12 protein-coding genes are annotated in these 14,682 nt (G+C 37.7%); all 12 read left to right on the top strand.

What is annotated here, in order from left to right:
* The first annotated feature begins 197 nt into the window (after positions 1-197).
* Positions 198-473, top strand: coding sequence for an STAS domain-containing protein (locus CXF71_RS10835; protein ID WP_101232968.1), 276 nt, complete (start codon positions 198-200; stop codon positions 471-473).
* Positions 474-542: 69 nt separating this feature from the next.
* Positions 543-905 carry a response regulator gene (locus CXF71_RS10840; protein WP_101232969.1) on the top strand — a complete coding sequence of 121 codons (363 nt, stop codon included), beginning with the start codon at positions 543-545 and terminating at the stop codon, positions 903-905.
* A 129-nt stretch (positions 906-1,034) separates the two neighbouring features.
* Positions 1,035-3,161, top strand: coding sequence for a chemotaxis protein CheA (locus CXF71_RS10845; RefSeq protein ID WP_101232970.1), 2,127 nt, complete (start codon positions 1,035-1,037; stop codon positions 3,159-3,161).
* On the top strand, positions 3,158-3,685 hold the full coding sequence (locus CXF71_RS10850; protein WP_101232971.1) for a chemotaxis protein CheW: 528 nt from the start codon (positions 3,158-3,160) through the stop codon (positions 3,683-3,685). Before CXF71_RS10845 ends, CXF71_RS10850 begins: the two co-directional genes overlap by 4 nt.
* Positions 3,686-3,749: 64 nt before the next feature.
* Positions 3,750-4,301 carry a chemotaxis protein CheW gene (locus CXF71_RS10855; protein ID WP_101232972.1) on the top strand — a complete coding sequence of 184 codons (552 nt, stop codon included), beginning with the start codon at positions 3,750-3,752 and terminating at the stop codon, positions 4,299-4,301.
* A 351-nt stretch (positions 4,302-4,652) separates the two neighbouring features.
* Positions 4,653-8,237, top strand: coding sequence for a methyl-accepting chemotaxis protein (locus CXF71_RS10865; protein ID WP_101232973.1), 3,585 nt, complete (start codon positions 4,653-4,655; stop codon positions 8,235-8,237).
* A 139-nt stretch (positions 8,238-8,376) separates the two neighbouring features.
* A complete protein-coding gene (locus CXF71_RS10870) occupies positions 8,377-9,210 on the top strand; it encodes a CheR family methyltransferase (protein ID WP_101233101.1) in 834 nt (277 codons plus the stop codon).
* A gap of 68 nt (positions 9,211-9,278) precedes the next feature.
* A complete protein-coding gene (gene cheD / locus CXF71_RS10875) occupies positions 9,279-9,902 on the top strand; it encodes a chemoreceptor glutamine deamidase CheD (protein WP_101232974.1) in 624 nt (207 codons plus the stop codon).
* A 47-nt stretch (positions 9,903-9,949) separates the two neighbouring features.
* Complete coding sequence (locus CXF71_RS10880; RefSeq protein ID WP_442871930.1) at positions 9,950-11,059, top strand: protein-glutamate methylesterase/protein-glutamine glutaminase; 1,110 nt, start codon at positions 9,950-9,952, stop codon at positions 11,057-11,059.
* Positions 11,056-12,246 (top strand): methyl-accepting chemotaxis protein, encoded by a 1,191-nt coding sequence (locus CXF71_RS10885; RefSeq protein WP_101232976.1) that lies wholly within the window; start codon positions 11,056-11,058, stop codon positions 12,244-12,246. Before CXF71_RS10880 ends, CXF71_RS10885 begins: the two co-directional genes overlap by 4 nt.
* A gap of 34 nt (positions 12,247-12,280) precedes the next feature.
* Positions 12,281-12,586 carry an STAS domain-containing protein gene (locus CXF71_RS10890; protein WP_101232977.1) on the top strand — a complete coding sequence of 102 codons (306 nt, stop codon included), beginning with the start codon at positions 12,281-12,283 and terminating at the stop codon, positions 12,584-12,586.
* Between the two features lie 317 nt (positions 12,587-12,903).
* Entirely contained in the window at positions 12,904-14,652 is a 1,749-nt protein-coding gene (locus CXF71_RS10895; RefSeq protein ID WP_101232978.1) for an ATP-binding SpoIIE family protein phosphatase, read from the top strand.
* Positions 14,653-14,682 lie beyond the last annotated feature (30 nt).

Genomic DNA, 14,682 nt, shown 5'->3' on the forward strand with positions numbered 1-14,682 from the left:
AATTTTATATACTAGCAATATAAAATAGACTGTTTGTCAAATGTTCACATTTTTTATTTATAAAATAAAACCATTTTTCAATGTGTTACGTTTTTGTATGTATTATATATTCTTCTTTCTTGCATTTCGCTAAATCTATCATATGCTTTAAGTCACAAGATAAAATAATAATAAATAAATACGGATAGATTATAAAAATGATCAAATTTCCCAGTGACTTAACAATTGCTCAAGTAGACGAGTATCAAGCTCAAATTATTCCGCTAATAGATGAACAAGATGTGATAACCATCGATGACAGTGAGTTAGCACGCATCGATACTATTGGTGTGCAATTTATCCTTGCAGTTGTTACCTATATTATTGCCCAAGGTAAAGAAATTAAGTGGCAATCAAAATCAAGCGTCCTAAAAGAAAGCATTCAACAACTTGGCATCAGTGATGCCATTTTATTGCAATACATCATGGATTGAAGGCTTTGCCTTTCATAAGAAAATGTAAATATCCAGAACTTCGAAGCATTAAACTATGAGGAAAACCGTATGACTAAAGTGTTAGTTGTTGATGACTCAAACTCAATAAGAGACATGGTCAGTTTTACCCTAAAAAGTGCCGGTTACCAAACCGTCGAAGCTAAAGATGGTCAAGATGGTTTAAGTAAAGCGCAAACCAGTGATTTTGATTTAGTTATTTCAGATGTAAATATGCCAAATATGGACGGTATCAGTTTATGTTCTGAGCTACGAAAGTTGGCTAACTTTAAATTCACCCCTATTTTGATGTTAACCACAGAAAGCTCTACCGATATGAAAATGCGCGGTAAATCGGCTGGCGCAACTGGCTGGTTGGTTAAGCCGTTTAATCCAGAAAAATTATTAGCCACCATTAAACGCGTGGTTAAGTGACATTGCTAGCATCAATTTCTGTTCAATCGTTATAGTACATCTATCGAACTTATCTTAGGTACTTCTAGTACAAGTACTTAGTCGAGATAAGGTCCCTGATTTTGACAAGGAAAGAGTAGGTAATCAGTTATGAGTGTTGATTTATCACAATTTATTCCAAGCTTTTTAGAAGAAAGCTTTGAAGGGCTCGAGTTGATGGAGTCTGGACTATTAAATTTAAAACCGGGTGACAATGAAACAATTCACTCAATATTTAGAGCAGCTCACTCAATTAAAGGCGGGGCAGGTACATTTGGTTTTGATAGTGTTACCGAGTTTACTCATTTAGTTGAAACCTTACTCGATGAAATGCGAGATGGCCGACGAGAAGTAAGCAGCGCAGATACCGAGATTTTACTTGAATCCGTCGATTGCATGCGTTTATTAATTGAAGCAGCTCGAGACGAACAAGATTATGACCATGATAAAGTATCGACAACCTCCGCACGATTATCTGAAACATTAGGTGGACAACAGTCAACTGACAGTGATAGTGAAAATGAAAGCAATGTGAATAAGAATGATGGCTGTGGTTACAACATCAAATTTATTCCAGAGCATAGTTTAGCTAAAACAGGCAACGATCCCATCTTCCTTTTTAGTGCATTAGCCGAATTGGGTGAGTTAACCATTTCCGCTAACACTGAAGAATTACCTGCGTTGATGGATATTGATGCACAAGAGCTCTATTTTAGTTGGGAATTAACACTTATCACAACGGCTGAAGAAGCAGAAGTCATAGAAATCTTTGAATGGGTGGAAGATGAATGCTTATTAGAATTAGAGCCCATAGTAAATAAAGCAAATGAAGAGCCGACTAATAACATCTCAGATGTTGCAGACGGAGTAATTAATGAATTATCAGTAGAGAGTTCACTGGGCGAAATAGAAAATCAAGAGGTACTTGCTAGTACTAAAGTAGACAATGAACCAGAGACTGCTACGGGTGAAAAAAGTAAAACCTCCAAAACTAAGGCAAAAGCAGATTTAGGTTCAATTCGCGTTGGTGTAGATAAAGTTGATAGTTTAATTAATTTAATGGGTGAGTTAGTTATCACCCAATCTATGCTATCGGAGTTAGGTAATGATTTTGATATGTCAAAAGTTGAACGCCTTACCAGTGGTCTTGAGCAACTATTACAAAACACAAAAGAAATGCAAGAAAGTGTTATGCGTATCCGTATGCTGCCAATCAGTTTTGCTTTTAATCGATTCCCTCGACTAGTGCATGACTTAGCCATAAAAACGGGTAAGACAATGGAGTTAGTGATCAGCGGTGAACAAACCGAGCTAGATAAAACGGTGATGGAACAAATAGGTGATCCGTTGGTACATCTGGTGAGAAATGCTGCTGACCATGGCATTGAATCTAAAGACGTAAGACTTGCTAATGGAAAACCTGAGAAAGGAACCATTTCATTAGATGCATATCATCAAGGTGGAAATATCGTCATTGAAATTAAGGATGATGGCGCAGGAATTAATAGACAAACTGTATTAGATAAAGCAATTGATAAAGGTCTTATAGACGCAAATGCTATCTTAACAGATAGCCAGGTATATGATTTATTATTTGAACCGGGCTTTTCTACCGCAGCAGAAGTGACTGATATATCCGGCCGTGGTGTTGGTATGGATGTAGTCAAACGTAACATTCAAGCATTAGGAGGCAGAATTCAAGTTGAATCAGTCTTAGGTAAAGGTAGTACTTTCAAAGTAAACCTACCATTAACACTAGCTATATTAGACGGTCAATTAGTCAAAGTGGGCACTGAAACATACATCATTCCACTGATTTCAATTGTTGAATCATTACAAATTGATAATCAGCTCATTAATCGTGTATCTGGCGATATGGTTCTTTATCGATTACGTGATGACAATGTACCCGTATTACCTATATATCAAATGTTTAATTTAGAGACAGAATGTACCGAAATAGATAAAGCCTTATTGGTTGTGGTAGAAGGCGATGGCCAAAAAGTCGGTTTGATGGTTGATGATTTACTTGCTCAACAACAAGTTGTAATAAAGAGCTTAAATGATAATTATCAACAGGTTTCTGGTATATCTGGGGCTACAATTCTCGGGGATGGCTCTGTTGCAATGATATTAGATATACCCGGTATTATTAATATGGCCTTAGAGCAAGCTCAAAAAATCCAGCGGGTTAGAACTGATGGAAATAGTAATGTAGCTGCGGAGGTCTGTTTATGAATATACAAGCTATGGCACAAGATGTTCCTGTTGAAGGAGAGCACACTGTTGAAGGTATTGACTTTATTACCAGTGGTGATCAATACCTAACGTTTCTATTAGCACAAGAACAATACGCTGTTGATATTTTGTGTGTTGAAGAGATCAGAAGTTGGGAGCAACCAACAAAAATACCCAATGCGCCAAGTTATATAAAAGGTGTGATTAATATGAGGGGAATTATCGTACCTATCGTTGATTTACGCCTTAAATTTAACATTGGTAAAGCTAATTACTTAGAAACAACAGTTGTCATCGTACTTACTTATCAAAGTGAAGAAAAATCACGGACTATCGGCTTTGTGGTTGATGCTGTTTCTGATGTGCTCAATGTTGAAAGTGTTGATATAAAACCAGCACCTGCATTTGGTGGCTGTGTCGGGCAACAATATATTGATGGTTTAATCAATAGTGAAAATAAGGTAGTAACAGTGCTAAATGTTGCTCATTTACAGCAAGTAGAAAAGCATAGGTTGCAAGGTTGATGCTTATTCTCGGTTATTTAAAACGATAAGTAATAACTAAACTATTTTGTTTAAAGGAAAGATCATGGCAGATATAGAACAAGAATATCTCACTTTCATTCTGCAAGGAGAAGAGTATGGCGTTGACATACTCTGTGTTCAAGAAATTCGAGTTTGGAGCTCTGTAACTGAACTGCCAAATAAACCAGATTACATCAAAGGGGTAATTAACCTTCGAGGTGTCATTATACCTATCATTGATTTACGTCTACGGTTTGGTCAACCAGCCCTTGATTATAATGAGCAGACAGTCACTATTATATTACGCCAACAATCTAAATCTAGCAGCATGGTGGTTGGTATTGTAGTCGATGCTGTTTCAGAAGTTTACAAGTTTACTAGCCAATCCATACGTAAAGCACCTGCTTTTGGAAGTAATATTGATGGTTGTTTTTTAAAGGGACTAGCCTCGGTAGAAGAAAAATTGATTATATTACTTGATAGCGACTCACTATTAAGCGAAGACGACTTATATCGCACTGTACAACATAGTGCAGAAAGTGCAGATCAGGAGAATGATAATTTGGAGAGTAATTCTGATTTAACCAGGGACGCACCCTCCTTATCTAGCGCTTAATTAACTATTCAAGACTTGGCAGTATCGAACACCGAGCTATGTATACCCGTTCCACTTGAAGATGAATGATTCAGCTGGAATTAGAAACGCCTTTAGGCAAGGCATTGATTGAAGAGAATAGTTATTCTATTGTCGAAATCAATAACGCAGCATAAAGCGTTTATAAACCAGCCCTTTGGGGAAGACTGAGCAAATAATACTCGTCGTTACATTTGTTTTTAAGGGAATGACCCTTAATAAAAAAATGTGCCTTGATTATGAATCGCTCAGACTTCCTGAAACGAGCATCTTCAAGTGGAATGGGTATATACCAATCTATTGATTATAAATAACTAAACAGGAAAATAACTTATGACACCCAATCAAATAAGTTTAGTGCAAACAAGTTGGCAGAAAGTATTACCCATCGCGCCACAAGCCGCAGAAATATTTTATACCACTTTGTTTGAAATGGATCCTTCATTAAAAGCACTATTTCCTAATGATATTGCCGAGCAAGGCAAAAAATTAATGGCGATGTTAGACACAGCCGTAAAGTTACTTGATAACCCCGATAAGTTAATTCCTGCAGTGCAAAATTTAGGGGCTAAGCACCTTAAGTATGGTGCGGAGCCAGAACATTACGATACGGTTGGAGCAGCGTTACTGAAAACGTTAGCACAAGGTCTCGGTGATGACTTTACCGCCCCGACAAAGAAGGCTTGGACAGCAGTATACCAAACCCTAGCATCTACTATGATAGCTGCAGCAAATGAAGCAGCATCAACTCAGTCAGCAAAAGGACCTACCATGAAGAAGAATACTGTAGAAGATGAGCAGAACAATGAGTTAACCTCACAATTTAAGGGGGCACTAGAACAATCTGCTACGGCATTTATGATGATAGATAGAGATTTTAATGTCACTTATGCGAATCAAGCGACGTTGTCATTATTAAAGAAACATGAAGTCACTTTCTCCGAAAACTGGCCGGGCTTTACAGCAGACAAGGAGGCTATACTTTCAGCAAATATTGATAGTTTTCATAAAAAACCTAGTCACCAAAGAGAATTATTATCAGACCCAAGTAACTTACCCTATAAAACAGACATAAGTATTAAACACCTTGTTTTTGAGCTTAATGTGAGTGCTATAATGGATGCTACTGGCGAATACATTGGTAATGCCCTTGAATGGCAAGATGTGACGGAGGCTAGAGCGCAAGAAAACCAAACAGTGCAGTTACAAGGTGCCATAGACCAATCAGGTACTGCTAATATTATGATCGATAGAGATTTTAATATTACCTATGCTAATGCCGCCACTTTAGCTTTACTGAAAGAACATGAAGCAACTTTTGCCGATAATTGGCCTGGTTTTAAAGCAGATCCTGAAATTATTATTGGCACCAATATTGACAGTTTCCATAAAAATCCAAGTCACCAGCGCAAATTGTTAAGTGATCCAAGTAACTTACCTTATAAAACCGATATTCAAATTAAGCACTTATCCTTTGAACTAAATGTTACCGCTATTACTGATGCTGCTGGCGAATACATTGGTAATGCCCTTGAATGGCAAGATGTGACTCAGGCTAGAGCGCAAGAAAACCAAACAGTGCAGTTACAAGGTGCCATAGACCAATCAGGTACTGCTAATATTATGATCGATAGAGATTTTAATATTACCTATGCTAATGCCGCCACTTTAGCTTTACTGAAAGAACATGAAGCAACTTTTGCCGATAATTGGCCTGGTTTTAAAGCAGATCCTGAAATTATTATTGGCACCAATATTGACAGTTTCCATAAAAATCCAAGTCACCAGCGCAAATTGTTAAGTGATCCAAGTAACTTACCTTATAAAACCGATATTCAAATTAAGCACTTATCCTTTGAACTAAATGTTACCGCTATTACTGATGCTGCTGGCGAATACATTGGTAATGCCCTCGAATGGCAAGATGTGACTCAGGCTAGAGCGCAAGAAAATAAAGCAGTGCAACTACAAGGTGCCATTGATCAATCGGCAACTGCAAGTATCATGATAGATAGAGACTTTGTTATCACTTATGCCAATGCAGCAACTCTAGCGCTATTAAAAGAGCATGAAGCAACCTTTGCTGATAATTGGCCAGGTTTTACCGCCGATGAGGAAGTCATTATCGGTACTAACATTGATAGCTTCCATAAAAATCCAAGCCATCAACGCAAGTTATTATCAGATCCAAATAATTTACCGTACACAACGGATATTCAAATTAAACATTTAAGTTTTCAACTTAATGTTACCGCAATTTTAAATGCTTCAGGGGAATATATTGGTAATGCACTGGAGTGGCAGGATGTCACCTCTGCTCGTGCTAAATCGATTGAAGTTGGTCGATTGACTTCTACCATTGAAGGCATGACAACAAATGTAATGATGGCAGATACTAAGGGTAATATAGTGTATGCCAACCCATCAGTTAAAACCATGTTACGTCGCCGTGAAGCGAAACTGCGTACTGCTTTACCATCGTTTAGCGTTGATACTATGGTAGGTACTAATTTTGATACCTTCCATAAGAATCCCGCTCATCAACAAAACTTATTGGGTAACCCTGATAATCTCCCATACACCACCGAAATATCTGTTGTTGGTCTCACTTTCCAGCTTATCGCCATCGCCCTGAGAGATGAAGAAGGTAGTCATGTTGGAACGGCTGTTCAATGGGTTGATTTGACCGAAGAAAGAGATGCACAAGGTCAAATCGATCGCTTAATTACGGATGCAATCGCCGGTAAATTAGACAGTCGTATTGAAACTGCTGAATATGAAGGCTTTATGAAAGAGCTAGGTGATAATATTAATAACTTGATGAATTCAATCGTTGAACCCATTAATGATGCAATAAATATTGCTCAGGCGTTAGCTGATGGCGACTTAACCCAGAGTATGAGCAGTGAGTATGGTGGTGAGTTCCTTGCACTTGCTAATGCTATGAACGGCTCAATTGAAAATTTAAGTAATATGGTCGAGGAAATTCGTAACGCTTCTACTAATGTCTTTGATTCAGCACGTGAAATAGCATCAGGTAATAATGAGCTAAGTCATCGCACTGAATCACAAGCTTCAAGTTTAGAAGAAACCGCCTCTGCCATGGAAGAATTAACCAGTACTGTTCAGCAAAATGCTGAGAACACCACTGAGGCAAGTAAGTTAGCTAACTCAGTTATGGAAAAAGCCAGTAACGGTGGAGCAGTGGTTCGAAATGCTATTACTGCGATGAGTGATATTAATAAATCGAGTAAGAAAATTGCTGACATTATCAGTGTGATTGATGAAATTGCCTTTCAAACCAACTTACTTGCTTTAAACGCTGCGGTTGAAGCGGCTAGAGCTGGAGAACAAGGACGAGGATTTGCCGTAGTTGCCGCGGAAGTACGAAACTTAGCGCAACGCTCTGCCGGTGCAGCTAAAGAAATTAAAGGTCTAATTAACGACAGTGTTGAAGCGGTAGGTCAAGGCACTAAATTAGTTGATGAAACGGGGCAAACATTTAGTGAGCTTGTTACTGCGATTGAAGATGTGAGTAAAATGATTGCAGATATTGACAGTGCAGGTAAAGAACAGTCTGCAGGGATTGGCGAGGTGAGTGCTGCAGTGAGTCAAATGGATGAAATGACTCAACAGAATGCCGCATTAGTTGAAGAGGCCGCTGCATCAAGTAAATCGATGGAAGAACAATCACAGTCACTATTAGATCAAGTTTCCTTTTTCAATAATGGTGAAACAGCCCAACAACCTGAACCCGTACAACGCCAAAATAGAAACAACTCTAGGCAAGAAGCACCAACACAACAAAGAAGACAAGCAGCACCAGCTGGCAGGCAATCAAATGTAAAAGCACAGAGGCCAACTCGAGTAGCTAAACGCCCTAGTACAGCTGTTGACCAAGAGTGGGAAGAGTTCTAACGTGACAGTAAATTTATCGCTTTAACGTTGAATGATAGACTTAAGATAAAGGAGAAAAGTTAGGATGGCTGAGCTAACGGGCAATAGTAATAAAAAGCAAGGTCACCCTCAAGATCGTGGATTAGATCGAGATCAGTCTATGAGACTGTCAGATGATGATTTTAAATTCATCTGTCAGTTTGTATACGAAAGCACAGGTATTGTTCTCAATGATAGTAAAAGAGAGATGTTATACCGACGATTAACACGCATTATTAGAGACCGAAAATTAAATTCATTTTCACAATATTGTCAGTTGTTAAGAAAACAAGGAGAGCAAGAAAAAGATTTTTTTATTAATGCGATAACCACTAATTTAACGAGTTTTTTTCGGGAGAATCATCACTTTGAATATTTAACAACAGAAGAAATTCCAGCATTAATAAAGAGCAAGACGGCAGGTTCTAATGGTAAAAAGCGTTTAAGGGTTTGGTCTTCAGCAAGTTCAACAGGAGAAGAGCCGTATAGTATTGGCATTACGCTACTTGAAGCCTTGAAAAATGACTTACCTTCATGGGATGTAAAGATTCTAGCAACGGACATTGATAGTGATGTGTTGGCTAAGGGGAAAGCTGGCGTTTATGATGTTAATCGTATTGAAGACATTCCTAAAAACCTTAAACAAAGCTATTTTTTTCAAGGATGTGGGAAAAGTAGTCAAAGTGTCAAAGTACATGAGAAACTACAACGTATTATAACTTTTAAGCAACTAAATCTATTACATGATTGGCCGATGAAAGGACCATTCGATGCAATATTTTGTCGAAATGTCATTATCTATTTTGACAAAAAAACTCAACACGATTTGTTTGCACGTTACTTTGATATGCTCGCACCAGGAGGATTACTTTTTCTTGGCCATAGTGAGAACCTAGGTAATTACCAGCAATATTTTAGTAATGTTGGTAGAACCATTTTTAGAAAACCGTACTAGGTTATGAATACCATATTAGTGGAGGATATTTTGTGCTAAGACATGACCACCCTCAATTGTCTCAATATATGGAGCAGTGCTTACCAGAGTTTAAAAAAGTTAATCATTATTGGGATAGGCAAAGGGATATGGTGGTTGCTAAAATTTTACCTGGTGAATTTTATATGACAACTAAGAATGTCGCTATCGCCACTACGTTAGGCTCATGTATTTCAGCGTGTATCTGGGATGATCATAGTCACATTGGTGGTATGAATCATTTTATGTTACCGATCACCAATAAAGAGGCGCACGAAGTTAATTGGGGCCAAAGAGATAAAACAGCTGATGCTACCCGTTATGGCAATTTTGCAATGGAACATCTAATTAATATTATTTTAAGATCAGGAGGTAGAAGAGGAAATTTAAAAGCCAAGTTATTCGGTGGTGCTAAAGTACTTAATCAAATGTCTGATGTAGGACAAAAAAATATTGATTTTGCTTTAGCTTATTTGGAGGAAGAAGAAATCGTTATTGAAAGTAGTGATATTGGTGATTTATTTCCCAGAAAAGTGATTTTTGAACCCCGAACTGGCCGTGCTTATATCAAGCGACTCGATAATCTGCATAATGACACTATTATCCGACGTGAAAATGATTACAGCAGTGAGATTTATAAAAAAGAGGTTAGTGGCGATGTCGAAATATTTTAGTAACCTCAGTTATCGTTACCTAAGTAATGGAGTCAAATAACATGGATATGATTAAAGTACTTATAGTTGATGATTCTTCCGTTATTCGTAGCATAATTAAAGAAGCACTCAGTCATTGCAATCATATAGAAGTTGTTGGCGAGGCAGAAGACCCTTTGGTTGCACGTGATCTTATTAAAAAATTAAATCCTGATGTATTAACCCTTGATGTAGAAATGCCCAAAATGGATGGTATTACTTTTCTTATTAATCTTATGCGTTTACGGCCGATGGCAGTCATTATGCTTTCGACATTAACGACTAAAGGCGCTGATATCACGTTACAGGCCCTGGAAATTGGTGCGTTGGATTTCATTGCTAAGCCAACAGTACAAGAGTTAATGGCTACTCAAGACAGCTTTAAGGAAGTATTGATCGAAAAAATCACTCAAGCAGTGACCATTGATCAGAAGAATTTCAAATTATCAGATACCTTAGCAAATAATAAAGCAAGCAACGATCTTAGCAATGTCTTATCTTTCAAGGGGGTGAAACGTGCAAATCACCTCGTCGCACTTGGTGCATCAACAGGTGGAACGGAAGCAATAAAAAAACTTTTGGTCACTCTGCCAAGTAATTCGCCAGCCATTGTTATTACTCAGCATATCCCTAAAACATTTAGCTTACGCTTTGCTCAACGTTTGAATGACATTTGTCAAGTTGAAGTACATGAGGCGACTCATGGTCAAAAAATTAAAACTGGGCATGTTTATATTGCACCCGGAGATAAGCATTTAGAAGTAGTCCATAAAAATGGGGCATTGTTTTGTACTTTAAGTGACGGTGAGGAAGTTAATCGTCATAAACCGGCAGTGGATGTATTGTTTGATTCGGTCAGAAATTTAGCTGATAACGTGCAAGCAGTACTCTTAACTGGCATGGGACAAGATGGAGCTCAGGGAATGTTACGATTAAAAGTACTCGGAGCCAGAACTCTTATTCAAGATAAAAGTTCTAGTCTCATTTGGGGAATGCCAGGAAGAGCACATGCTCTTTCTGCCCACACAATGGAGTCACCTTTATCAGACATTGCGAAGCATATACTTGATTATGCGGCTTTAGATCGAGCGCAAATGCAGGGAGTTTTAGCTAAAAGTGCTGTAGGAAGACCTTTATGAGACATATAACAAAGGGACTGTATTTATCGTGCACGCTAACCTTGTTGATATGGATTAATGACTTATTTCTTCATGAAAAATCGCTATTTGTGCTTTTATTTTCTACTTTATTTATTTTATTGATAGTGTTAACAAGTCAAGCACACAAGGATACTGTCGTAAAAAATGTGGATGAAAATGTGGAAGCAATGCCTGTAGTTGACGATGAATTAATCCACAGTGTTATTTTCGAGTTACAGCAATTTATTCACCAAGAAATAAATATTGTTGAAAAAGAACTACAACGTACGAAAGTGTTGGTAGCAGACGCGGTTACGGGCATATCTGAAAGCTTTAAACACTTACAAAATTTAAGTGAAGATCAGCAACAAATGATCCAATTACTGATTTCTCATTCGGGCAACATGGAAGATGGTAAGGGAGGATCATTAGAAAGCTTTGTAACAGATTCCAATAAAACCCTTGATGATTTTGTTGGTGTCATTATTAATACCAGTAAGCAAAGCCTTGTAACCATGACATATACTGATGATATGGTGTCGCAATTTGACAGTATATTTAAATTATTGTCACAAGTTGAAGGCTTGGCGAGTCAAACTAATCTGTTGGCACTTAATGCGGCAATAGAAGCAGCCAGAGCAGGAGAAGCGGGACGGGGTTTTGCTGTTGTTGCTAATGAAGTACGTAGTTTGTCTGTTGGCTCAACAAAACTTAATGAAGATATCCGTACTGAAATTAATAACGCCAAAGCAATTATTGCTAAATTACGTGGGTCGGTTGAAACAATGGCCTCTGCTGATATGACCTCGACGTTAGAGGCAAAAGATAAAATGACTGTGATGATGAGCCATGTTGAGGATGTTAATAACCAAACAACTCGGAGTGTTGATGAACTTGCTATCATTGCACCTAAAATTACCGAGGCAGTAAATACAGGAGTACGTTCGTTACAGTTTGAAGATTTAACGCGGCAATCGCTAGAGTCATTGCAAATGAATGTCAGTAGCCTCCATGAAATAAGTGATGCACTAGCAACCTTTGTCAAAAACCCCAGTATAACTGTGCATCAACAATTAATTACACTTAAAACGACTTGTCAGCAAGTCTATTATAAGACTCAGCAATCAGAAGGTTCACGTAGTGTTAAGCAGCTAAACATGGATGAAGGTGAAATAGATTTATTCTAAACTTTTGAAATTTTAATATATAAGGAAGACACTTATGACTATTAGCAGTAAACTTTCAGGAGATGGTAAAAAACTTGTCATTTCAATCGATGAGCGTTTTGATTTCTCCCTACATCAGCAATTTCGTGATGCATATACCAGTGTGATGACTCAAAATTTAACATACGTGGTGGATTTAAGCCAAACTGAATATATGGATAGCTCGGCACTTGGTATGATTTTATTATTAAAAGACCATGTACAACATTATGCAGGGCAACTCATTATCTCTAAGCCGAGTGATACGGTAAGAAAAATATTAGAGATTGCTCAATTTCAACGCTTAATGACCATTGAATAGCATTTTTATTGACGGGTTAACTATACCCGTTACCAATCAAAGTGCAGGATTTCAGTGGGAATTAAAACCACTTTAGGCAAGGAAAATAATTTAAGCATAGTCATTCTATGGTTTGATTATTTAACGCCGTATAAAGTGATTTTAAACCCATCAAAGAAGCGCTTGAGCAACATCACTTCATCGTTGCTGTGACTTATAATGGAACAACCATTATTTCATCACAGCGCCTTGAATTGAAATTTCTCAAACACTTTGAAATCAGCATCTTGAATGGTAACGGGTATATCGGTTTAACCTGTAGATTATAAGGACGATATATGTCTCAAAGCCAAAAACTTGCACTTGTTGTTGATGATTCTAAAATGCAATGTAAATTGTTGTCGGTACTGCTGGAAGAAGAAAATTACCGTGTAGTCGTTGCAAATGATGGGGCAAGTGGTGTGAAAATGTACATTGAACACCAACCTGATCTTGTATTAATGGATATTAATATGCCCATCATGGATGGCTTTGAAGCAACCAGAAGAATTAAGAAGTTTTCGGGCGTAGGTAACCTCGCACCCATTATTTTTATCACCAGTATGGATAGTGAACAAGCTTTTATTGAAAGTGTTGATGCAGGAGGGGATAGTATTTTAGTACGACCTTTTACGCCGAATGTTTTTAAAGCAAAAATCAAATCGATGCAAAGAATAAGTGATTTAGTCGAACAGGTGAAAGGCCTGCAGCAAGAGCAGCAAAATGATGCAAAGCTAGCTGAAAAAATGATGTCGAATGTAATTGAAGCAAGAAATTTTGCTTTAGATAAAATTGGCGTAATTAAAAAGCCCGCTACCATTTTTAGTGGCGATATCCAATTGAGTGCGTTGTGTCCAAATGGTGATCTTCATGTATTACTTGGCGATTTTACTGGTCATGGTTTACGCTCTTCAATTGGTGCTATTCCGGTTACTGAAACGTTTAGAGCGATGACTAAAAAAGGCTTCTCCATATTAGAGATTATCGCTCAATTAAACCGACAAATGTATACCTTACTTCCTGGTGATTTATTCTTTGCAGCAAGTTTTGCTAGTATTTCAGAACATGAAAAGTCCGCTTATATCTTCAATGCAGGCCTACCGGATGGCTACCTATTTAATGAAGAAGCAAAAATTATACAACAGTTTGCCTCAACACACCCACCGCTAGGAATATTACCGCAACTTTTACCTGATGCTCAACTAGAAGTAGTTCAAGTTAAGAGTGATGACCGAATAGTGTTCATTACCGATGGAATAGTTGAAGCAAGAAATCAACCGGGAGAGCTTTTTGGTTTTCCGCGTTTTGAAAATGCAGCGATAGAAGGTATAAAACAAAATAATTTAATTAGTAGTGTGCTCAGAGAGCTTGATGATTTTTGTCAGCATTGTGAACAAGAGGATGATATTTCTTTAGTCGACATACCCTGCAGTGGCTGGAAAAAGATTGAAGTCACTAGTAAGGTTTTAATACCTGAAGGTTTTAATGAAGACGATAATTACTTTGGTATCCCACAAAGTACCTTACCAACCTGGTCTTATCATTTACACTTAACAGGTAAATTATTAAAGACAGTTAACCCCATTCCTTTAGTCATGAGTCAAATTAATGATTTAGAAGGTGCTGGCGAACACTGGCAAAGCTTATATACTATATTAACCGAACTCTTTATTAATGCGCTTGACCACGGAGTTTTGGAATTAAATTCATCGCTAAAAGACTCAGCGGAAGGTTTCAGTCAATATTTTAATGAGCGGGCAAAGCGGTTGGCTAAACTCGCTGATAATATCATTAATGCACCGGATAATTTTGTTAGAATTTCACTGGAATATTTTCCACTGTCACATGGAGGAAAAATGGTTATCAACATTAAAGATAGTGGCCAAGGTTTTGAAGTAGTAGATGTTATAAAAGATAACAGCATTGCAATGAAAGACGGTTTAAAATTAAGTGGCCGAGGAGTCGAATTAGTCAACCAGCTCTGTGATACCTTAGAATATCAAGATAAAGGTACTCGAGTGACAGCAAGTTATATTTGGCATGTTTAAATGGCGTTAATATTGCCTAAGAAGGAAGAG

This window comes from Colwellia sp. 12G3 (genome assembly GCF_002836775.1).
Classification (GTDB): domain Bacteria; phylum Pseudomonadota; class Gammaproteobacteria; order Enterobacterales; family Alteromonadaceae; genus Colwellia.

What these genes read in the sequence shown, in the direction of transcription:
- CXF71_RS10835 (WP_101232968.1), top strand. Translation starts at nt 198, where the DNA reads ATGATCAAATTTCCCAGTGACTTAACAATTGCTCAAGTAGACGAGTAT.
- CXF71_RS10840 (WP_101232969.1), top strand. Translation starts at nt 543, where the DNA reads ATGACTAAAGTGTTAGTTGTTGATGACTCAAACTCAATAAGAGACATG.
- CXF71_RS10845 (WP_101232970.1), top strand. Translation starts at nt 1,035, where the DNA reads ATGAGTGTTGATTTATCACAATTTATTCCAAGCTTTTTAGAAGAAAGC.
- CXF71_RS10850 (WP_101232971.1), top strand. Translation starts at nt 3,158, where the DNA reads ATGAATATACAAGCTATGGCACAAGATGTTCCTGTTGAAGGAGAGCAC.
- CXF71_RS10855 (WP_101232972.1), top strand. Translation starts at nt 3,750, where the DNA reads ATGGCAGATATAGAACAAGAATATCTCACTTTCATTCTGCAAGGAGAA.
- CXF71_RS10865 (WP_101232973.1), top strand. Translation starts at nt 4,653, where the DNA reads ATGACACCCAATCAAATAAGTTTAGTGCAAACAAGTTGGCAGAAAGTA.
- CXF71_RS10870 (WP_101233101.1), top strand. Translation starts at nt 8,377, where the DNA reads ATGAGACTGTCAGATGATGATTTTAAATTCATCTGTCAGTTTGTATAC.
- cheD (WP_101232974.1), top strand. Translation starts at nt 9,279, where the DNA reads ATGGAGCAGTGCTTACCAGAGTTTAAAAAAGTTAATCATTATTGGGAT.
- CXF71_RS10880 (WP_442871930.1), top strand. Translation starts at nt 9,950, where the DNA reads ATGATTAAAGTACTTATAGTTGATGATTCTTCCGTTATTCGTAGCATA.
- CXF71_RS10885 (WP_101232976.1), top strand. Translation starts at nt 11,056, where the DNA reads ATGAGACATATAACAAAGGGACTGTATTTATCGTGCACGCTAACCTTG.
- CXF71_RS10890 (WP_101232977.1), top strand. Translation starts at nt 12,281, where the DNA reads ATGACTATTAGCAGTAAACTTTCAGGAGATGGTAAAAAACTTGTCATT.
- CXF71_RS10895 (WP_101232978.1), top strand. Translation starts at nt 12,904, where the DNA reads ATGTCTCAAAGCCAAAAACTTGCACTTGTTGTTGATGATTCTAAAATG.